This is a genomic window from Agrobacterium sp. LR_9, assembly GCF_041954855.1.
Classification (GTDB): Bacteria; Pseudomonadota; Alphaproteobacteria; order Rhizobiales; family Rhizobiaceae; genus Agrobacterium; species Agrobacterium leguminum.
The window spans coordinates 195,615-216,067 of the sequence record NZ_JAVAYA010000004.1 but is presented as its reverse complement, the minus strand read 5'-3'; the positions used below and the strand labels follow the sequence as shown (position 1 = coordinate 216,067).

At 61.3% G+C, this 20,453-nt stretch carries 21 protein-coding genes; 12 read left to right on the top strand and 9 right to left on the bottom strand.

Annotation, left to right across the window (positions count from 1 at the left end; all coding sequences use genetic code 11):
* Window positions 1-38: 38 nt before the first annotated feature.
* The gene (locus RAC79_RS07435) at window positions 39-1,016 is read right to left on the bottom strand and encodes an L-threonylcarbamoyladenylate synthase (protein WP_174044123.1); all 978 of its coding nucleotides are present in this window, start codon (window positions 1,014-1,016) and stop codon (window positions 39-41) included.
* 53 nt (window positions 1,017-1,069) lie between these two features.
* A complete protein-coding gene (locus tag RAC79_RS07430; RefSeq protein ID WP_065654341.1) occupies window positions 1,070-1,678 on the bottom strand; it encodes a DUF6656 family protein in 609 nt (202 codons plus the stop codon).
* A gap of 332 nt (window positions 1,679-2,010) precedes the next feature.
* Between RAC79_RS07430 and RAC79_RS07425 the strand changes: the two genes are divergently transcribed.
* The 4 genes from RAC79_RS07425 to RAC79_RS07410 all read left to right on the top strand — a co-directional run bounded on the left by RAC79_RS07425 (window position 2,011) and on the right by RAC79_RS07410 (window position 5,716).
* Window positions 2,011-3,255, top strand: coding sequence for an aromatic ring-hydroxylating dioxygenase subunit alpha (locus RAC79_RS07425; RefSeq protein ID WP_065654836.1), 1,245 nt, complete (start codon window positions 2,011-2,013; stop codon window positions 3,253-3,255).
* 7 nt (window positions 3,256-3,262) lie between these two features.
* Window positions 3,263-4,345, top strand: coding sequence for a hybrid-cluster NAD(P)-dependent oxidoreductase (locus RAC79_RS07420; RefSeq protein WP_174038859.1), 1,083 nt, complete (start codon window positions 3,263-3,265; stop codon window positions 4,343-4,345).
* A 176-nt stretch (window positions 4,346-4,521) separates the two neighbouring features.
* Window positions 4,522-4,983, top strand: a complete 462-nt coding sequence (locus RAC79_RS07415; protein ID WP_065654339.1) for a BA14K family protein — start codon at window positions 4,522-4,524, stop codon at window positions 4,981-4,983.
* 217 nt (window positions 4,984-5,200) lie between these two features.
* A complete protein-coding gene (locus RAC79_RS07410; protein WP_142843970.1) occupies window positions 5,201-5,716 on the top strand; it encodes a BA14K family protein in 516 nt (171 codons plus the stop codon).
* 57 nt (window positions 5,717-5,773) lie between these two features.
* Here RAC79_RS07410 and RAC79_RS07405 read toward each other — a convergent pair whose 3' ends face one another.
* Entirely contained in the window at window positions 5,774-6,769 is a 996-nt protein-coding gene (locus RAC79_RS07405) for a transporter (protein WP_174038860.1), read from the bottom strand.
* Window positions 6,770-6,989: 220 nt separating this feature from the next.
* Here RAC79_RS07405 and RAC79_RS07400 point away from each other — a divergent pair, with 220 nt between their 5' ends.
* The 3 genes from RAC79_RS07400 to RAC79_RS07390 all read left to right on the top strand — a co-directional run bounded on the left by RAC79_RS07400 (window position 6,990) and on the right by RAC79_RS07390 (window position 9,956).
* Window positions 6,990-8,774, top strand: coding sequence for an acyl-CoA dehydrogenase (locus tag RAC79_RS07400; protein ID WP_174038862.1), 1,785 nt, complete (start codon window positions 6,990-6,992; stop codon window positions 8,772-8,774).
* Window positions 8,775-8,784: 10 nt separating this feature from the next.
* Window positions 8,785-9,543: a crotonase/enoyl-CoA hydratase family protein gene (locus RAC79_RS07395; RefSeq protein ID WP_003521065.1), complete on the top strand. Its 759-nt coding sequence runs from the start codon at window positions 8,785-8,787 to the stop codon at window positions 9,541-9,543.
* 89 nt (window positions 9,544-9,632) lie between these two features.
* Window positions 9,633-9,956: a hypothetical protein gene (locus RAC79_RS07390; protein WP_059760797.1), complete on the top strand. Its 324-nt coding sequence runs from the start codon at window positions 9,633-9,635 to the stop codon at window positions 9,954-9,956.
* Here the strand turns inward: RAC79_RS07390 and RAC79_RS07385 are convergent, their stop codons facing one another.
* Both RAC79_RS07385 and RAC79_RS07380 read right to left on the bottom strand, forming a co-directional pair.
* Entirely contained in the window at window positions 9,957-11,207 is a 1,251-nt protein-coding gene (locus RAC79_RS07385) for a class I SAM-dependent RNA methyltransferase (protein ID WP_174035688.1), read from the bottom strand.
* Window positions 11,204-11,956, bottom strand: a complete 753-nt coding sequence (locus RAC79_RS07380) for a TlyA family RNA methyltransferase (RefSeq protein ID WP_174035689.1) — start codon at window positions 11,954-11,956, stop codon at window positions 11,204-11,206. The genes RAC79_RS07385 and RAC79_RS07380 overlap by 4 nt, the downstream gene beginning before the upstream one ends.
* A gap of 268 nt (window positions 11,957-12,224) precedes the next feature.
* Between RAC79_RS07380 and RAC79_RS07375 the strand changes: the two genes are divergently transcribed.
* A complete protein-coding gene (locus RAC79_RS07375; RefSeq protein WP_174044008.1) occupies window positions 12,225-14,246 on the top strand; it encodes a methyl-accepting chemotaxis protein in 2,022 nt (673 codons plus the stop codon).
* Between the two features lie 182 nt (window positions 14,247-14,428).
* On the opposite strand, the gene RAC79_RS07370 is transcribed toward RAC79_RS07375, so the two are convergent.
* Complete coding sequence (locus RAC79_RS07370; RefSeq protein ID WP_174044010.1) at window positions 14,429-15,391, bottom strand: nucleoside recognition domain-containing protein; 963 nt, start codon at window positions 15,389-15,391, stop codon at window positions 14,429-14,431.
* 119 nt (window positions 15,392-15,510) lie between these two features.
* On the opposite strand from RAC79_RS07370, the gene RAC79_RS07365 reads away from it, so the two are divergent.
* The 3 genes from RAC79_RS07365 to RAC79_RS07355 are packed head-to-tail and all read left to right on the top strand — an operon-like array spanning window position 15,511 to window position 16,797.
* A complete protein-coding gene (locus RAC79_RS07365; protein ID WP_065654329.1) occupies window positions 15,511-15,963 on the top strand; it encodes an Lrp/AsnC family transcriptional regulator in 453 nt (150 codons plus the stop codon).
* Window positions 15,964-16,002: 39 nt separating this feature from the next.
* Window positions 16,003-16,386: an ACT domain-containing protein gene (locus RAC79_RS07360; RefSeq protein WP_174044012.1), complete on the top strand. Its 384-nt coding sequence runs from the start codon at window positions 16,003-16,005 to the stop codon at window positions 16,384-16,386.
* Between the two features lie 39 nt (window positions 16,387-16,425).
* The gene (locus RAC79_RS07355; protein WP_174044014.1) at window positions 16,426-16,797 is read left to right on the top strand and encodes a nuclear transport factor 2 family protein; all 372 of its coding nucleotides are present in this window, start codon (window positions 16,426-16,428) and stop codon (window positions 16,795-16,797) included.
* Window positions 16,798-16,840: 43 nt separating this feature from the next.
* Here the strand turns inward: RAC79_RS07355 and RAC79_RS07350 are convergent, their stop codons facing one another.
* A complete protein-coding gene (locus tag RAC79_RS07350; RefSeq protein ID WP_080856023.1) occupies window positions 16,841-17,149 on the bottom strand; it encodes a putative quinol monooxygenase in 309 nt (102 codons plus the stop codon).
* A gap of 5 nt (window positions 17,150-17,154) precedes the next feature.
* Entirely contained in the window at window positions 17,155-17,949 is a 795-nt protein-coding gene (locus tag RAC79_RS07345) for a helix-turn-helix transcriptional regulator (RefSeq protein WP_174044016.1), read from the bottom strand.
* Between the two features lie 107 nt (window positions 17,950-18,056).
* Here RAC79_RS07345 and RAC79_RS07340 point away from each other — a divergent pair, with 107 nt between their 5' ends.
* Entirely contained in the window at window positions 18,057-18,419 is a 363-nt protein-coding gene (locus RAC79_RS07340) for a nuclear transport factor 2 family protein (protein WP_174044019.1), read from the top strand.
* Window positions 18,420-18,460: 41 nt separating this feature from the next.
* Here the strand turns inward: RAC79_RS07340 and dxs are convergent, their stop codons facing one another.
* On the bottom strand, window positions 18,461-20,380 hold the full coding sequence (gene dxs, locus RAC79_RS07335; protein ID WP_174038869.1) for a 1-deoxy-D-xylulose-5-phosphate synthase: 1,920 nt from the start codon (window positions 20,378-20,380) through the stop codon (window positions 18,461-18,463).
* Window positions 20,381-20,453: the final 73 nt, after the last annotated feature.

Genomic DNA, 20,453 nt, shown 5'->3' with positions numbered 1-20,453 from the left:
GCTGTCTTTTGAAACATGGGCGAAATGGGTGAGTGCCGTCAGCCTCGCGGCGCGGCGGCGCGGGAAAGGCGGTCGTTGATCGCCTCTCCAAGACCATGGGTGGGAATGGCGGTGATGGCGATCATGTCTGCGCCGCTTGCATCGGCGGCTTTCAGATAATCGAACAGATTGGCGGCGGCCTCGGAAAGATCGCCGGAGGGGCTGAGATCGAGCACGGTGCGCGCCGTCTCTTCGCCGGAAATGGTGATGCCGCCGAAGCGGATCAGCGCTTCGCCCGGCAGAACCGATGTGGCGTGAAGGCGCACGGCCGCACCCGGCGCGTAATGCGAGGCCAGCATTCCCGGCGCTTCAATGGCGGCGGCGGCTTTTTTCGGCCGTTCGAGCCGTTTACCGGCAATGCGCTCTATGTCCGCGGTAACGATGCCGCCGGGACGAAGCAGCCGCACCCGGCCATCCTCTTCCACCTTGACGATGGTGGATTCGACGCCGACAGCGGCCGCGCCCCCATCGAGAATGAGATTGATCTTCTGGCCGAGATCCGCCTCCACATGGGAGGCACTTGTCGGGCTGATCTTGCCGGAACTATTGGCGCTGGGGGCGGCGAGAGGCCTGTCGAAACGGCGGATCAGATCGCCGGCAAAACCCTGCGGCACACGAATGCCGACCGTATCGAGGCCGGCTGTCGCCAGCGAATGAATGTCGCTTGCCGGTTTCAGCGGCAGCACCAGCGTCAGCGGGCCGGGCCAGAAGGCATCGGCGAGCTTCTGCGATATGGGGTCGAAGACGGCGTAACGTTCGGCCATGGCGATATCGGCCATGTGGCAGATCAGGGGGTTGAACTGCGGCCGGCCTTTTGTCTCGTAAATGCGGGTAATCGCCGCCGGATTGGTGGCGTCGGCGGCAAGGCCGTAGACCGTTTCGGTCGGCAGGGCGATGGGCTGGCCGGCGGCAAGCTCCGCCACGGATGCCTGCAGGGCCGTTTCCCGCTCTTTCTCTATATCGATATGACGCGCCATGATGCTGCCTTTCAGGGCGGTCAATAGCGTATTTCAGAGGCTTATGGAAAGTTTTATATCGCCTTGATGATCCTGCGCATCTCCTCGGATCGCGCGCCGAGCATGAGCACGTTTTTCAGCGCCACCCGCGGATCGTGGGTCTGGAACAGCAGGCCGCCGCGATGCACGGAGGTATCGACGGCGAGTTCCTGATCGGGAAGCGCGTTGATGGCGACGGCGAAATACATCCGCGAATAGCGCGCATCGATATTTTCGAAGAAGTTTTCGGCCCCGCTCAGCTCGGCGAAGAAATTCGCGAAATAGAAGGACCAGAGCACATGGCGCTCGGCATCGAAGCTGGTTTTCGCCGCCGTGACGTGACAATAGCCGAGATGCGGCCGGTCATTGAGCAGATGGTGAAAAACCATCTTCGGAAAACGGATGGACTGGTGAAAGCCGTTCAGACGGCTGTGGGTGGCATCGGCGGCAGCTTCCAGCTTTCGCCCGGTCAGCGCAGCCACTTCGTCATGGCTGTAATAGACGCGTTCTTTCGGCAGCCATCGCTCTTCATAACGGCTGATACGCCCTGTGCGCAGAAAATCGGAATGCGCGGTCTTCGAGCGTATCGGTGTGACCGAATGCCTGCTCGCATCGAAATAGCGTATGCGTGTCGCCTTCTCCACCGGGAACACCCTCGTTGCTGTCGATCCGGCAAGATAATTTAGGGTGCGTTAATACTCCGTTGCGCCGCATCCCCCGTTTTCTAACGGGTGGGGAGCAGGACGCGCGCCATCATGCGTCATATTGCGACGTCATTTCCGTCATTGAATAGCTGTTGGATTTCCCAGCGGAATGGGCTGAGAGGGCGAATTGAGCATGTCGCAATTTGTCGCCAATGCGGAAGGTAATGTCGCTGTTTGTGCTGCCGCAAATGAGCGCCGGTGTTTAGATGAGCACATGCTTCCGCAACCCCGCAAATGGTGTCGGGCAGGGCGGTTTGATCGAGGATTTGGCCATGGAATTGCGTGATACCGTATTGCGCCAGCTGAAAAACCGCCGCGAAGGCTTCAGCCTGGAACAGCCCTTCTACACGGACCCGGATTATTTCAAGCTGGATATGGAAACGATCTGGTATCGCGACTGGCTGTTTGTCGGCCATGATTGCGAAGTGCAGAAATCCGGCAGCTATTTCACCGTGCAGGTCGGGGCCTATTCCGTGGTCATCGTTCGCGGCCGTGACGGGCAGATCCGCGCCTTCCACAATTCCTGCCGCCATCGCGGCTCGCGCGTCTGCACCACGCAGAAGGGCCAGTCGGCCCGCCTCGTCTGTCCCTATCACCAGTGGACCTACGATCTCGACGGCAAGCTGCTGTTTGCGCGCCATATGGGCGAAGAGTTCGACAAGGGCGATTTCGGCCTGAAGCCGGTCGCCTGCGAAACCGTCGCCGGTTACGTCTTCATCTGCCTTGCCGATCAGCCGGCCGATTTCGAGCCCATGCGCAAGGAAGTCGAGAGCTACATGGCGCCGCACCGCATCTGGGATGCGAAGGTCGCGCATGAGAGCACGATCATCGAAAAGGGCAACTGGAAGCTCGTCTGGGAAAATAACCGCGAGTGCTACCATTGCGCCGCCAACCATCCGGAACTCTGCCGCACCTATCCCGAAAACCCGAGCGTGACGGGAACGGACGGCGGGGCGAGCGATCCAGAGATCGGCGGCCACTGGGCACGCTGCGAGGCCGCCGGCCTGCCGAGCCGTTTCAAGATCGACCCCAAGGGCCAGTTCCGCGTCGCCCGCATGCCGCTGATCGGCGAGGCGGAAAGCTACACCATGTCCGGCAAGCGCGCCGTGCGCCGGCCGCTGTCTGACGATGTCAGCATCAGCCATATCGGCGCGCTGCTCCTGTTCCATTATCCGACGACCTGGAACCACTTCCTCGGCGACCACACCATTTCCTTCCGGGTGCTGCCGCTCAGCGCCACGGAAACCATGGTCACCACCAAATGGCTGGTGCACAAGGATGCCGTCGAAGGCGTGGACTACGATCTCGAGGACCTCACCCATGTCTGGAACGAGACCAACGATCAGGACCGCCGCATCGTCGAGGAAAATGCCTTCGGCATTCGTTCCCCTGCCTATGAGCCGGGCCCCTATTCCATGGAGGACGAGGGCGGCGTGATGCAGTTCGTCAACTGGTACTCCGATTTCATGGTCGACCGGCTCTCCGGCGATAAGGCCCGGCTTTCGGCTGTAGCGTGATGCGAAGATGAATATGGTTGTGACCTATAAGCATATTGACGAGATGAAGCCATGGAGCGACAAGCTCCAGCTTCTGGAGTGCATCTCGGTGACGCCCGAGACGCCTGATGTGATGACGTTCCTGTTCCGCTCGGAGGATCAGAACTGGTTCCGTTATCTGCCGGGGCAGTTCGTCACTTTGGAATTGCCGGTGGGCAAGGAGCCGCTTTACCGCACCTACACATTGTCCTCCAGCCCGTCGCGACCCTATGCGCTGTCGGTGACGGTCAAGGCGCAGGCCAACAGCATCGGCACACGCTGGATGTTCGACAATCTGAAGCCCGGCATGAAAATCCGGGCGCTCGGGCCGCTCGGCGACTTTTCCTACGTCAAGCATCCCGGCGACAAATATCTGTTCATCTCGGCAGGCTCCGGCGTTACGCCGATGATGTCGATGGTGCGCGACATGAGCGACCGCGCCCCGCAGAGCGATATTGCCTTCATCAATTGTTCGCGCACACCCGGCGATATCGTCTTCCGTCACGAGCTGGAATATCTCGCCCGCTTCATGCCGAACCTGTCTCTCGGCTTCATTGTCGAGAAATGCGGCCGCACCGATCTGTGGTCCGGCCTCAAGGGCATGGTGGACAAGGCGAAGATCGCGTTGCTCGCGCATGATTTCATGGAGCGCACCGTCTTCTGCTGCGGGCCGGAGCCGTTCATGGCCGCCGTCCGCTCGATGCTCGATGCCTCCGGCTTCGACATGAGCCGCTATCATCAGGAGAGCTTCGCGCCGGCGGCCCCGGTCTCGGTCGGTGAAACAGTTCTCACCGGTGCGGATGGCGAAGCGCTGTCGATGGTGGGTTTCACGCTTTCTGGAAAGGAGCTGGCCTGCCAGCCCGGCCAGACGGTTCTGATGACGGCGCGCGCCGCCGGGGTCCGTATCGGGGCGGCCTGCGAATCGGGGATTTGCGGCACCTGCCGGGTGCTGAAGCTTTCCGGTGAGGTGGAGATGAACCACAATGGCGGCATTCTCGATGAGGAAATCGAGGAGGGCTATATTCTCGCCTGCTGCTCACGCCCGTTGACCGACGTAAAGGTGGAAGCCTGATACGAGCAGGCGTTTCATTTCATACGTCTTTCACCGGATGGGTGTCTTGGAACCAAATTTTCCGAAACTCGTTTGCACGTCATCGAATTCTTCTCGGGCAAGGGGCTGACCCTGATCTCCGGCAAGAGAGCGGTGAAAGACGCTGACAAAGGCGTCAAAGCAAATGGAGGAAGATCATGCTGAATTTCCGGACAACGAGCGTCGCTACAGCGATTGTCGTGTTCTTCACCAGCTTCACGCCATCGCAGGCGTTTCAGGTGCCGGTGCCAATCTCCAAGCCGGCGGTAGCGACCGAAAACGTTGTGCCCGTACAGTACCGTGAGTGGGATCGCCGCCGCCATTGGGACGGTCGTCATATGCGTCGTCCGCCCCCGCATCGCGACGGGTTTTACAATGGTCACCGCGGCTACCGTGACCGTCGTCCGGGCTACCGTTATCACAACGGTTACTGGTTCCCGCTCGCTGCTTTCGCCACCGGCGCTATCATCGGCGGCGCAATGCAGCAGCCCCGTCCGGCGTATGGCGGCAGCCATGTCTCCTGGTGTCAGAACCGCTGGCGTTCGTATCGCGCCTACGACAACACCTATCAGCCCAACAGCGGCCCGCGTCGCATCTGCGTCTCGCCATACAGCCGTTAATTGCAAAAGCAAAAGCCCGGTCTTTACCGGGCTTTTGTCTGAGCCCGGAATTGTCGGGGTTTTGATAAACGAAGCGTGATCGCTCCGTTAATCGTGGGTTCAGCCACACGTCCCTAGGCTGTAGAAGTATACGACACCGCCCACACAAAGGCGGAAATCAGAACAACAGAAATTCACGTTATACGGCCTGTCGACCGTCGTGAATGGAGGAAGTCAGATGAAAAGCTATGTGAAGAATATCCTGGCTGTCGGTCTTTCTGCAATCGTGGTTGCAGGCGCGATCGTTCCGGCCGAAGCCGCAATGCCGCTGCCCGTCGCGCCGAAGAGCGTTGAATCCACCGGCAACGACGCCAGCAAGAACATCGTCAACGTCCAATACTGGCGTGATCGCGATGGCTGGGGCGATCGCCGCGGCTGGTATCGCGGCCACCGTGGTTATCGCGATTACCGTCCGGGCTATCGTCACCATGACGGTTACTGGTTCCCGCTCGCAGCCTTTGCGACGGGCGCGATCATTGGCGGCGCACTCTCGCAGCCGCGTGAAGTCTACCGCCCGGTACCGGAATATCGTCCGCGCCCGGTCTATCGCGAATATCGCCCGGTCCGCCGCGGCGGGCTGAGCCAGGCGCATGTGAACTGGTGCTATGGCCGCTATCGTTCCTACGATGCCTATAGCAACACGTTCCAGCCTTACCATGGTCCGCGCCAGCCCTGCTATTCGCCTTACAGCTGATAGAATACAGGCTGAAATTGAAAGAGCCGTCCGGTCATTGCCGGGCGGCTCTTTGCGTTACAGGATTCGCGCGCGCTTCAGCACGAACCAGGCGAGAACAACCGAAATCACGATGAAGATGCTGGCCGACAATGTGCCGCCCGTGCCGACGGTAAACGGCAACTCATCCGTATTCATGCCGAAGAAACCGGTGACCAGCGAGGGCGGCAGCAGGAATGCCGTCATCAGCGACAGGATATAAAGATGCCGGTTGGTTTCGGACGAGAGTTTGGAATCGATTTCTTCATGCAGCAGCCTTGCCCGCTCCTGCAGGGCGTAGACGTCGTGGTCGATAGCCTCCAGACGGCCCATCAGGCGTGAGGCGACATCCTCGAAACCATTCGGCATCTCGTCATCATCGGCGGCCGAAGCCCGCCGCATCAGGGTCAGCACGGTGCGCAGATGCCGGTGCAGGCGAACCACCGTGCGGCGCAACGGGGCAAGGCGCCGCCGTTCGTCACGGTTCTCGCTGTCATAGACCATATCCTCGATGGCGTTCAGTTCTTCCGTCGTCTCCATCACCAGATTGATGAGCGAGCGCTGAAATTCCGCCACCAGCCCCTCGAACACATGTGATGGCGTGAGGTAACGGTTGGAATTCTTGTCGACCGCCGCTTTCAGCCGGTCCACCGAATGCAGCGGCTGCAGGCGGGTGGTGATGATGAAACGGTCGCTCACCGCGAAATGCAGCCAGCCGAAATCGCGCGTTTCCTTGTCGAATTCCCGCTGGAAATCGACAAGCGTGCCGTAAAGCGATTTTTCATCGACCACGATGGACGGATGCGTCTCATGGGTGGTGAGGATTGCCCGCGCCGCCGGATCGAGACCTTGTATGGTCTCGAGAAAACCTGCCACACGCTGATCGGCGAGGTTGAGATGCAGCCAGAAGAACCCTTCGCACTCGGCCATTTCGTGAAAGCCGGCATCGGGCGCGAGCCGCCGGCAGGGGGCTGTGCCGGGATGAAACTGATAGGCCCAGACAAGGCCGGGAATAACGGGTGTTACGAGATCCATCGTGGCAGTCCTGACCGGCTGGATGGGAGGAGGGAGGCGTCCGTCGTTCCGGTGTGGGAGCGGCGGCGGCGAGGCGCCTTTCAGCGCATGCTGAGCAAATTCATATGACAGTTTTATAACAATCCCGCCGAAATGACGGGAATTTTCAAATTGACGTTTACGTAAAAATCATTTAGCCCGAAGGCAGTAGCAAGATGCCAGAGCTTCGGGAGGAGGCAGCATGTATAGCGCGCCGGTGGACGATATCGCCTTTACACTCAAACATGTAGCGGGTCTTGAAGACGCGCTGTCTGCGGGTGCGCTGGGAGACCTTGGGGAAGATCTGGTCGATGCCATTCTGCACGAAGCCGGCCGTTTCGCCACCGCAGAGGTCGCGCCGCTCGCCGAGATCGGCGACCGCCAGGGCGCAAAGCTTGCCGACGGCAAGGTGACGACACCGGATGGCTGGGCCGATCTTTACCGCCGCTGGGCGGAAGCGGGCTGGAACAGCCTGACGGCGCCGGAAGAATTCGGCGGCCAGAACCTGCCGCATATGCTGAATGTCGCCGCACTCGAAATGTGGAATTCCGGCTCCATGGCCTTTGCGCTGGCCCCGACGCTGACCATGGGCGCGGTGGAAGCCCTTGTCGCCCACGGCAGCGATGACCTCAAGCGCACCTATCTGCCGAAACTCGTCTCCGGCGAATGGACCGGCACCATGAACCTCACCGAGCCGCATGCGGGTTCGGATCTCGGCGTCCTGAAGACCCGGGCGGAGCGCAATGGCGACGGCACCTACCGCATCTTCGGCCAGAAGATTTTCATCACCTGGGGCGAACACGACGCGGCGGACAATATCATCCACCTCGTTCTCGCCCGCCTGCCGGATGCGCCGGCCGGCACGCGCGGCATCTCGCTTTTCCTCGTGCCGAAATTCCTGCCCGATGAAAACGGTGCGCCGGGCAGCCGCAACGATCTGTTCTGCCATTCGCTCGAACACAAGCTCGGCATTCACGGCTCGCCCACCTGCACGATGATCTTCGGCGACGGCAAATTCGGCGAAGAGAAGGGCGCTCTCGGCTGGCTGGTCGGTGAAGAAAACAAGGGTCTCGCCTGCATGTTCACCATGATGAACAACGCCCGCCTTGCCGTCGCCATGCAGGGCGTGGCGATCTGCGAAGCGGCGACTCAGAAGGCCATCGAATATGCCAGGGAGCGCACGCAGGGCAAGGCGCCCGGCTGGCAGGGTTCCGGCATGAGCCCGATCATCGAACACCCGGATATCGCCAGAACGCTTCTTACGATGAAGGCGCTGACGCAAGGATCGCGGGCAATTTCCTTCAGCTGCGCGCACGCCATTGACATGGCGCACGCGAGCGAAGACGCCCCGCAGCGCGCTCACTGGCAGGAGCGCGCTGCCCTTTTGACACCCATCGCCAAATCCTTCTCCACCGATGCCGGCGTCGATGTCGCCTCCATGGGCATTCAGGTGCATGGCGGCATGGGCTTTATCGAGGAGACCGGTGCTGCGCGTTATCTGCGTGATGCCCGCATCGCGCCGATCTATGAAGGCACCAATGGCATTCAGGCCATCGATCTGGTGCTGCGCAAGCTGCCCCTTTCCGAAGGCGCGCAGGTGCGCGGTTTCATCGCCGAACTGCGTGAGATCGCCGCTCGCACAGCCGCTTCGAACCGCGACGATCTTGGCGAGACCGGCCGTTATCTCGAAGCCAGCCTCGCCGATCTGGAAACGGCGACCGACTGGCTGCTGGACCGCATCAAGGCAGGCGAAACCGAAACCGCGCTCGCCGGCGCGACGCCCTATCAGCGCCTCTTCGGCCTGGCGCTCACCGGCGCCTATCTCGCCAAGGGCGCATTGGCCGCCGTCGATGATGGCAGGAGCGGGCATCGCGCGGCCCTTTGCCGTTTCGCAGCGGAAAATCTGCTGGCGGAAACGGCAGCGCTGAAGGACCGCGTTATATCAGGTGCGGCAAGCCTTGCCGCCGCCCGCACCGTATTGGCTTGAGGAGCTTCAGATGTCGGACGAACACATTCTCGTCGAGCGCGTCGGCCATGCGCCGGAAGTTTTGACCATCCGCTTCAATCGGCCGGACAAGAAAAACGCCATCACCGATGCCATGTATCTGCGCATGGCAGACGCCCTGCATGCCGCCAATGCGGACCCGGAAATCCGCGTCGTCGCCTTTCTCGGCACGGAAGGCTGCTTCTCCGCCGGCAATGACATGGCCGATTTTCTGGCCTTCGCCATGTCGGGCGGCAAGGGCAAGCTTGCCGCGCTTGAGCTTCTGAAAGCGCTCGTCGCTTTCGAAAAGCCCATGGTATCCGGCGTCGACGGGCTCGCCATCGGCATCGGCACGACGCTGAACCTGCATTGCGACCTGACGGTCGCTTCCAGCCGCAGCCTGTTCAAGACCCCATTCGTGGATTTGGCGCTGGTGCCGGAAGCGGCCTCCAGCCTGCTCGTGCCGAAGCTCATGGGACACCAGCGCGCCTTTGCGCTGCTTGCCATGGGCGAAGGTTTTACTGCTGAACAGGCGTTGCAGGCCGGGATGATCTGGAAAGTCGTCGCCCCTGAACATGTGGAGAGCGAAACGCTGGCGCTTGCCACCCGGCTTGCGGCCAAACCGCAGCAGGCGCTGAAGATCGCCCGCGATCTGGTTCGCGGCAACCCGGACGATCTTCTCGCCCGCATCGAAGAGGAAGGCCGTCATTTCATCGCGCAGCTGCAAAGCGCCGAAGCGCGCGCCGCCTTCGAGGCATTCATGCGCCGTTAAGCGTTCCGGCAGGAATTCCTTGCGGTTAAGCAACCGGGCAATATGGGTTGGGTTAAATAATGCAACGTCATCGCCCGAAAGCCACCCGCATGCGTCACGTCGTTTTCGCCCTGTCCGTCTTCCTCTGCGCCGCCACTGTCACTGAAGCGGCGGCGATAACGCGCCCTCCGGCGGCTGCCGCCGGCAATGTCATTCTGGCGCAATCCGTCATTACCGAAGACGATGGCTCGGATTATTATTCCGGCCGCAACCGCGACCGCCAGCGCCGCGCCCGTTTCGTCTGCGTCATCACCCCGCCGGAGAGCGCCAATCGCCGCCGGCCCTATGTCTGCCCCATTGAGCGGGGCCGCGTGGGCGGCGCCTGCCGCTGCTCGGGCGTGGTCGGTAACGGCACTGTCGATACGGCCTGGTGATTATTTCTCCAGCGTCGCCACCGCTTCCACATGCGGCGACCACAGGAACTGATCGACCGGCGTGACGCGGGTGATGCGATAGCCGCCTTCCGTAAGGATGGTGAGATCGCGCGCAAGCGTCAGCGGATTGCAGCTCACCGCAACGATCTTCTTCACCGTGCTGCGGGCCAGTTCCTTGCACTGGAATTCCGCACCGGCGCGCGGCGGATCGAACACGACAGCATCGTAGTTCTTCAGTTCGCTTGTCATCAGCGGCCGGCGGAAGAGATCGCGTTTCTCGACGCTCACCGGCTTCAGGCCCTGTGTGTTGCGGGCGGCAAAATCCAGCGCCTTCAGCGGCTTGTCTTCTGCTTCCACCGCATGCACCTTGCCGATGCGTGCGAGCCTCAGCGCGAAGGTGCCGGAACCGCAGAAGAGATCGGCAATGCGCTTCGATTTGCCGATATGGGCAAGCACCAGCTCGGCCATGGCGTCTTCCGCCTGCTTCGTCGCCTGCGTGAAACTGCCGGCCGGGGGTGAAACCGCAACGCCGCCGAATTCGATGATCGGCTTTTGCGGTTCGATCAGGATTTCACCTGAGAGCGAAACACGGGCAATGCCGCGCATGGCGAGCACCGTTTCCGTGAGGGTGCGCCGCTGCTTGTCGCTGACCGACTTGATGCCTTCGACCGAAATATCGAGACCCGAGAGCGTTTCGAGAACGGTCATGCGGAATGGTTCGGCATTCGCCACCATGGAAAGCCCGATGGCGCGAATGGCATCCAGCCGCGAGACGATGCCGGGCGAGGTGACGGGACATTCCTCGATAGCGACGATGTGATGGCTGTTCGCCTGGCTGAAACCGAGCAGCAGACCCTTTTCCGTCTTGCGGGCGGCAAACACCGCGCGGCGGCGCTCGCCGGGGCGACAGATGACGAGATCGTCCACCGGCGGCGTCAGGCCCTTTGATTTCAGTGCCGAAACCACCAGCTCCCGCTTGTAGGCATGGTAAGGCTGGTCGGCGAGGTGCTGCAGCGAACAGCCGCCGCAGGTGCCGTTCTTGCCATCGGGTCCGAAATGGCGGCAGGCCGGTTCACGGCGCTCCGCCGAGGCTTCCGTTATCGACATGACGGTGCCGTGATCTTTCACCTTCGCAATCGCGACCGTTTCGCCGGGCAGCGCGAAGGGCACATAGACCGGGCCGTCGGGACAGTGCGCGATGCCGTCGCCCTGCGCGCCGAGGCTCTTGATGGTGACGGTCTGTGTGCTCATGGCTTTTCGCCTCCGAGAAGAAATTCGATGTTGCCGTCGCCGCCGGAAATCGGCGAGGGAATGAGGCCGAGGCTTTTCCAGCCCATGTCCTCGGTCAGCCAGCGTTCCAGTTCGGCGGCCACGGCAGGCGCCGTTTCCGGTTCTTTCAACAGTCCGGCCTTGCTGATGGCGTCACGCCCCGCCTCGAATTGCGGCTTCACCAGCAGAACCGCGAGAGCGCCGGTTTCCGCAAGCTCGAGTGCCGGCGCAAGCGCAAGCTTCAGCGAAATGAAGGACACGTCGGAGACGATGAAGCCGATGGGCCGGTCATCGATATCATCCGCCGTCAGGAAGCGCGCATTCAGCCCTTCCAGATTGGTCACCCGCGGATCGTTCTCGATTCTGGCATGCATCTGCCCGTGGCCGACATCGATGGCGGTGACGTGTTTGGCGCCGCGCTCCAGCAGTACCTCGGTGAAACCGCCGGTCGAAGCGCCGACATCGAGACAGTCATGGCCCGAGGGGTCGAGCCGGAAATGATCCAGCGCGGCCACGAGCTTCAGCGCTGCGCGCGAAACATAGGCCTGCGCCGGATCGCTGATGGCGATTTCGGCGTCGCCGGCGACGGTCTGGCTCGGTTTGGTGACGATTTTGCCGTTGACACTCACGGTGCCGCGCGCAACCGCGTCGCGCGCACGCGAGCGGCTGGCAAAGTGGCCGAGCGACACGAGAAGCTGGTCAAGCCGTTCATTTTCAGATGTTTTGGACATGGTCCCGTGTCAATGACCGCCAAACCCCGCCGATGCAAGCGATTTATCGCTGAAAGAGGCCCGCGATGCCCGCTGTCGCCCATTGATGTTGCACCGCAAAGTCAGAATGTTCGATTAATCCAATATAAAGGCTTGTATTGCACTTTGTGCACAAGGCCCGTGCGGCCACCGGAACCTGCCATGACGGCATCTCCTCCCATCCACAAAATTGCGGCCGTTGCAGCGCAGACGCTTGCTTCGAGGCATCGGGTCGCCGAGAGAGTTTGCGATGTCGCTTAAAAACCTCCCCATCAATCTGAAGCTCATAGCCACCTTCTGTGCCTTGATGAGTGTGTGCCTGCTCGCGTCCGCGGTCGTATTCTGGCAGACGCTGGGGAGCGAGCGTGTCACCATCGAAAACAACCGCACCAAGGATATCATTCAGGCCGTGGATGGCGCGACGGCCGCCATGCTGGAGCAGGCCGTCAACCAGCGCGGCTTCCTGCTGTTTCGCAGCGACAGCACCTACAACGATGTATTCGCCCAGCGCGATCTGATGCTGAAGAAGCTCGATGAGGCCCGCGCGCTGGCCGTCGGCCGGCCGGACATCCTGTCATCCATCGACGACATGCAGAAATCCGCCACCGTGTTCTTCAAGGAACTGGCGGAACCGCAGATCGCCGCACGCAAGACGACCGAAGCGCCGATTTCCGAAATTATCGAGATCGGCCGCAATCAGGCCAAGGGCCAGCTCGATGGCTTCCGCGCCTCCGCCGCCAAGATCAAGGAACAGTTGAACGGCCTGTCCACCGCTTACGCGGCAGAACAGCAGGCCGCCGCAATGAACCTGAAATATGCGCTTCTGGGTGGCGGTGCCGTTGCCGGTCTTCTGGCCGTTGCCCTCATCTGGGCGCTGTCGCGCTCCATCGTCACGCCCATCGTTGGCATGACGGCGGCGATGAGCAGGCTTGCCGATGGTGATCTGACGACGGAAGTTCCGGCCACGGATCGTGGCGACGAAGTCGGCAAGATGGCGAAGGCCGTTCTGGTCTTCAAGGAAGCAGGGCTGGAAAAATCCCGCCTTGCCGGCGAGACCGATCGCATGCGCTCCGCAACGGAGGCTGAACGCCGCCGCAACGAGGAAGAAAAGGCCAAGGACGAGGCCGCCAGCGCTTTTGCCAGCGCCGAGCTTGGCAAGGGCCTTGCCGCTCTCGCGGATGGCGATCTTTCCTATCGCATCGAGACGCCTTTTGCGCCTGCCATCGATCCGGTTCGCGTGAATTTCAACAGCGCCGTCGAAAAACTCCAGCAGGCGCTGCGCACCGTCGGTGAGAACGCAGCCGCGATCAATGCCGGTGCTTCGGAAATGCTCTCCGCCGCCGACGACCTGTCGCGCCGCACCGAACAGCAGGCGGCCTCCATCGAGGAAACCGCCGCAGCGCTGGAAGAAGTCACCACCACGGTGCGCGATAGCGCCCGCGGCGCGGAAGATGCCGGCAATCTGGTCCAGCGCGCTCGCGCCGGTGCGGAAAAGTCCGGCGTCGTGGTCCGCAAGGCTGTTGCCGCCATGCGTGAAATCGAGAAGTCTTCGGGCGAAATCGGCAACATCATCGGTGTCATCGACGATATTGCCTTCCAGACCAACCTGCTGGCCTTGAACGCTGGCGTCGAAGCCGCCCGCGCCGGTGATGCAGGCAAGGGCTTTGCGGTGGTTGCGCAGGAAGTCCGCGAACTCGCCCAGCGTTCCGCCAATGCCGCCAAGGAAATCAAGACGCTGATCGGCGCTTCCAGCCAGCAGGTGGAAAACGGCGTCAATCTGGTCGACGAGACCGGCAAGGCTCTGGAACTCATCGTGGCGGAAGTCGAGGAGATCAATGCCCATGTCAGCGCCATCGTTGTCGCTGCCCGCGAACAGGCGACCGGCCTGCAGGAGATCAATACAGCCGTAAACACCATGGACCAGGGCACGCAGCAGAATGCCGCCATGGTGGAACAGCAGACCGCCGCCAGCCATTCGCTGGCCCGCGAAGCGGAAGCGCTGAACAGCCTGCTCGGCCAGTTCAGAATGGATGGCGCACGCGCTGCCGTTGCCAGCGCCGGCGGCTATTCCGCGCCGCGCCAGTCTTCCGCCAGGCCTGCCTTCCAGCCCGCGCCGGCCGCACCGGCCCGCAAGGCTCCGGTAAAATCGGCCTCCGCAACCGCAAGGCCTGTCGCCTCGCCGGCCCGTGCGCTTGGCCAGAGCCTCGCCCGCGCCTTCGGCGGTGCGGCCGAAGCACCGGCTGCCAAGGATCAGGACTGGACGGAGTTCTGAGTCGGGCTTTCAGATTGAACCTATGGATTGGGGGCCGAAAGGCCCCCTTTTTGCATCGGTCATTTCAAACGGAAACGCCACTTAGAGTTTTTCGCTTTTCTTCGAAGCACGAAAACACTCTAACTCTTTGTTTTGGCGCATCTCCGGACGGAAAACCGGGATCCACTTTTCCTGGAAATGTTCTATGTGCCCTGTAGCCGGAACATCCGCGCAAAGAACAGCTCGTCCGACAGGCGGTGAAGCAGGGCGGCAATACCGGCGGTCGCGGCAATGGCGAAAACAAGCCGCCCGGCGAGAACGCCATAAACATCCGCGCCAAGCGACATCACCACGAGCGTGTCCTCGATCACGCTATGGGCAAAACCCATGAACACGCAGGACAGAAATACCTGCCGCGGCGAGATCGTCCCCGATTGCGCCTCGCGGATCAGGAAGCCGGCGCCGTAGGAAATGCCGAGAAACAATCCGATCGCGGTGAGATGTTCAGCCTCGCCGCGAATGCCCGCAAGACGCAGCAGGGGCGAGAGCGCTTTCATCATCAGCGCCAGAAGGCCGGTCAGCCTGAGGATTTCAAGGCAAAGGGAAAGTGCAAGCAGGATGACGAGCATCCAGACCATGGTTTCCCCGAGACCGAGGAAATAGGCGGTCCATTCAGGCGTGGCGCTCATCGCAATCCAGGCGGGGTTTACCGGGCCTGACAGCCATCCCATCGCCTCCAGAACGTAATGCAGCATGAAGGCATAGAGCAATCCGCCGCCGACGCGCAGCGCCGTGGTGACGATCATGCCCGGTCCCGCCTTTTCAATGATCTTCTGTTCGATGGGCAGGCCATGGGCGAACAGGATCAGTGCCGAAAAAACGGTGATATCCGCAACGGTGAGTGACGATGCGGGCACAAGCGTGAAGATGAGCGGCACCGCACCCCATATGCCGACCAGCATTGCTGTCAGCCAGGCAAGACCAAGCTCCGGCGGCAGCCCGATGAGGTTCATGACCGGCGTAAAGGCAGGCGCCACCGCCTCGATTGCGCCCATCCTCGACAACAGCTCGGTCAGAATGGCGATGGGAACCGTGATCCGCACAAGCACCCAGTAGATTGCAAGCGTTTCCCGCGTTTTTTGCCAGACGGGCAGGAAAAGTGACATGTGAGGCTCCCTGAAGGTTGTTCCCATTCACTAATCCCGGCGCGTTCGCATTTGCGGTCAAAGATTGCAGTTTCATGCAATTTTATTGCAAATCGAGTGGCGAGCGATATGCTGCCGGCATGGATCGGATCGACCGGAAACTTCTGAACCTTTTGCAGAACGATGCGTCGCGCACCAATGTGGATATGGCCGATGAAGTCGGGCTGTCTCCATCCAGTTGCCTGCGCCGCCTGCAGCGGCTGCGCAAGTCTGGCGTGATCGACCGCATCGTGGCGATCCTCAACCCCGCAAAGGCGGGAAGGGTGATCAAGGCTCTGGTGACGGTGGAGCTGAAATTGCACGGCGAGCAGCATATGCGCCGCTTTCTGGATATTGTGAGCGACGAAGAGGCCGTGTCGCAGGCCTATGCCGTTACCGGCGCAACCGATGTCGTACTGATGCTGCGCCTGCGGGATATGGAAGAATTCGACGCCCTGTGCGACCGGCTCTTCCGCGACCAGCACAATGTCGCGCGCTTTGTCACCATGGTCGTCATCAAGACGGCGAAAGAAGAAACGGCCATCAGGCTTTAACCGGAGCCCTTCGCGGTTCTCCAGAAAGGTAATTTCCAGATGGCGCCTCGCGTTAAGCTACACATTCTGGACGGTTCATATGGGATAGCCCGGCTTCATGCGTCCGAAGCCATTCCGGCATGGGCCGATGGCGGTGGATTTGTCAGTATCACCCGGACCGATGACGAGCTTTCCATCGTCTGCCGGGCAGAGCGCATACCGCTTGATGTGCGGGTCGATGCGGGTTGGTCGTGTTTCAAGTTTCAAGGCCCGTTTGCCTTTGATGAGACCGGTATCGTTTTGTCGGTCATCGCGCCGTTGTCCACCAATGGGATAGGAATATTCGTGGTTTCGACTTTCGATGGCGACCACCTGCTGGTGAAGTCGAACGATCTGGAGAAAGCGCTCGACCTGCTGGCAAATGCAGGGCATTCCCTCGTCTAGGAATCCATTTCGCCACGATGTTTTTTGAAGAGGTGCGTTTTGAATAGTGAAATCGAAATGCCGGTGCAAAAGCAGCTTGAGGCCTACAATGCCCGTGACATCGATGCCTTCATGCTCTGGTGGGCGGATGATTGTCAGTATTACGCTTTCCCGGCGACGCTTCTGGCAGGAAGCGCGGCAGAGATTCGGGAACGTCACATCGAGCGCTTCAAGGAACCGGATCTCTGTGGGAAACTGCTGACGCGCATTGTCGTTGACAATGTCGTCATCGACCATGAAACGGTTACCCGCAACTTTCCGGAAGGAAAGGGAGAGGTCGACGTTGCCTGCATCTATGAAGTTGAGAACGGCAGGATCGCCAAGGCCTGGTTCAAAATCGGCGAACCGCGGATATTGTCGCGAAAATCCTAGCGCGCAAAGGGTGCGCGCGTGGGATTCCTTATGATCCACGTCGCTATGCGGCGTAATCCGCCCGCATGGGGTGCCAGACGGAAATATCGCGTGGGGCGTCCAGAAGCCCGGGCAGGGCGTCGTGCCATGCCTGCCGATAGGGGCGGTGAATCTGAACGTCGATGACGTCCTGATGGTCGCTCCAGGTCTCATGCAGCAGGAAGCGGTTCTCGTTTTCACCGTCCCGGTGCAGGGTTGCGTTCACGAAGGTCTCTTCGTGCCGCATGGCGTCGAGCAGTGCATTCAGCAATTCGAGAAAGCGCTCGCGCTGGCCGGGGCGGACCTGAAAGCCGATGAGATAGGTGGTGTGCACGGGTCTTACTCCTTGGTGCCTTGCATCAGTGCTTCGCGGGTTGCCGCGTCGGCGGGATAAAAACACTCCAGCACCAGTTCGGACAGCGTAACGTCTGTGGCCGTTCCGAAAACCGTGGTGGTTGAAATGAAGCTCAATATGCCGACCGAAGACGGATCGCGAAGCTGGAGCGGTATGGCCAGAGGGTCGGCCCCGGCTGCATGCGGCGAGACCTTTGGTGCGGGATAGGCCGCAAGCTCCGCATGCAGCCGGGAAAGCACCTCGTCTCCCGTCTCTTCGACCTGACGGCGCAGGCGTTCCAGCAGGTGATGACGCCATTCGGCAAGATTGACGATGCGCGAACTCAGGCCCTGCGGATGCAGGCTCAGCCTCAAGGCGTTGAGCGGCGGGCGAAGCAGCTCTTCTGAAACGCCGGCCAGAAGCGACGTGATCGCGCCATTGGCGAGAACGACGTTCCAGTGCCGGTCAACGGCAAGGGCGGGGAAGGGCATATGCCCGTGCACCACGGTTTCGACCGCCTGCCGGGCCGCCGCCATATCGGGCGCATCCATCGGCCGTTCGGAATGAACAGGCGCATAACCCGCCGCCAGCATCAGCCGGTTGGCGGCGCGGGCGGGCATGGAAAGCTGCTCCGCCAGTTTCACGAGCATCTCGCGGCTGGGGGATGATCGCCCGCTTTCCACGAAACTCAGATGGCGCGCGGAGATATCCGCCTCCATCGCCAGATCGAGCTGGCTCAACCTGCGGCGCGCACGCCATTCCTTCAGCACCTGGCCGACATGTTCTCGATGATGTGTCATGCCCCACAACCTAGCAGAAGAGAGCGGCAATGCGATTACCTCTGAGGTAATTGTTCCGCTTCCCGACCCCCGGCATGTTTGGGCCGTCAACCAGAAGGAGCGCAATCATGACGCAACATCTCACAATCGCCCAGACCTATCTCGCAGCGTGGAACGAAGAGGACAATGAACGCCGCAGGCATCTCGTCGGTCAGGCATGGGCAGAAAATACGCGCTATGTCGATCCGCTGATGCAGGGCGAAGGCCAGCAGGGGATCGCCGCGATGATCGAAGCGGCGCGGGAGAAATTTCCGGGATATCGTTTCGTTCTTGCCGGCACCCCGGATGGCCACGGCAATTTCACCCGTTTCTCATGGCGGCTCATTTCGCCTGATGGGGATAATGTCGCTGGTGGAACCGATGTCGTCAGCCTGAATGCGGAGGGGCGGATCGAAAACGTTGTCGGTTTTCTTGATGGCGCTGCATCCTGAAGCAGAGGCGGGATCGTCCCGCCTCCTGTCCCCGCAATCTTTCAGCCCGCAAATCCCACGCCGGCCTGACGCTGGCCAAGTGCATTGAACACGGTGGAAACGATGCCGGCCCGGTCGAGGCCGGCATTGGCATACATGGTCTCCGGCTTTGCCTGCTCCACCCACTGGTCGGGCAGGGTCAGCGTCCGCACCTTCGGACCATGGTCTAGCAGGCCGGCGCTCGCCATGAAATGCAGCACATGCGCGCCGAAACCGCCGACGGAGCCTTCCTCGATTGTCACCAGCACTTCGTGATGGGCCACAAGCTGGCGGATAAGGTCGAGATCGAGCGGCTTGGCGAAGCGCGCATCGGCAACCGTGGTGGAAAGGCCGGCCGCTTCAAGGTCTTCGGCCGCCGCCAGGCACTCCGCCAAACGGGTGCCGAAGGAGAGCAGCGCGACCTTGGTGCCTTCCTTGATGATGCGGCCCTTGCCGATCTGCAGAATCTCACCGCGTGCGGGCATCTCGACGCCCACGCCTTCACCGCGCGGGTAACGGAAGGAAATCGGGCCTTCGTTATAGGCCGCCGCCGTGCGCACCATATGTTTCAGCTCCGCCTCGTCGGCCGCCGCCATCACCACCATGCCGGGCAGGGTGGCGAGGAACGTCGTGTCGAAGGAGCCGGCATGGGTCGGCCCGTCAGCACCGACGAAACCGGCGCGGTCGATGGGGAAACGCACCGGCAGGCTCTGGATCGCCACATCATGCACCAGCTGGTCGTAACCGCGTTGCAGGAAGGTGGAATAAAGCGCGCAGAACGGCTTGTAACCGTCCGCCGCAAGTCCGGCCGCAAAGGTGACGGCGTGCTGCTCGGCAATGCCGACATCGAACGTGCGGGCCGGGAAAAGCTCGGCCATCTTGTCGAGGCCGGTGCCGTTCGGCATGGCGGCGGTGACGCCGATGATCTTGTCGTCGAGGGTGGCTTCCTGAATCAGCGCTTCGGCGAAGACGCTGGTATAGCTCGGCGCATTCGGCTTGGCTTTCGCCTGCGCGCCGGTGATGACATCGAACTTGTTGACGCCGTGATATTTGTCAGCCGCCGCTTCCGCCGGCGCATAACCCTTGCCCTTCTGCGTCACCACATGGATGAGAACAGGGCCTTTCTGATTGTCGCGCACATTGCGCAGCACCGGCAGCAGATGATCGAAGGAGTGACCGTCGATCGGGCCGATGTGATAGAAACCAAGCTCCTCGAACAGCGTGCCGCCGGTCACGTAACCGCGCGCATGGGTCACGGCGCGGGTAATGGCGCGGTCGATGGTCTTGCCGAGATAGGCGGTGAGTTTCTTGCCGAAATCGCGGAAGCCCATATAGGTGCGGCCGGAGGCGAGGCGCGCCAGATAAGCGCTCATCGCGCCCGTCGGCGGCGCAATCGACATGTCGTTGTCATTGAGGATGACGATCAGTCGTGCATCGAGCGCACCGGCATTGTTCAGCGCTTCGAACGCCATGCCCGCCGACATCGAGCCGTCGCCGATGACGGCGATCACCTTGCGGTCGCTCTGATCCAGACCCGCCGCCACCGCCATGCCGAGACCGGCGGAAATGGAGGTGGAGGAATGGCCGGCGCCGAAATCGTCATAGTCGCTTTCGGCCCGCCGGGTGAAGCCGGAAAGCCCGCCTTCCTGCCGCAGCGTGCGAATGCGGTCGCGACGGCCGGTGAGGATTTTATGCGGATAACATTGGTGGCCGACATCGAAGATCAGCCGGTCTTCGGGCGTGTTGAAGACCTTGTGAATGGCAATCGTCAATTCCACCACGCCAAGCCCGGCTCCCAGATGGCCACCGGTCTTCGACACCGCGTCAATCATCTCGTCGCGCAGTTCCCGTGCCAGTTCCGGCAGGTCGCGATCGTCGATCTCCTTGAGATCGGAGGGAAAATTCACCCGGTCGAGCAGTGGGGTCTGGGGCATTCCGGTCAATCGTTCGGCCTTTTCTCGTGGTCAGCAGGGGGCACCGGAGCGTCTTTCATGGTGAAAGCCGAAGGTCCATTCC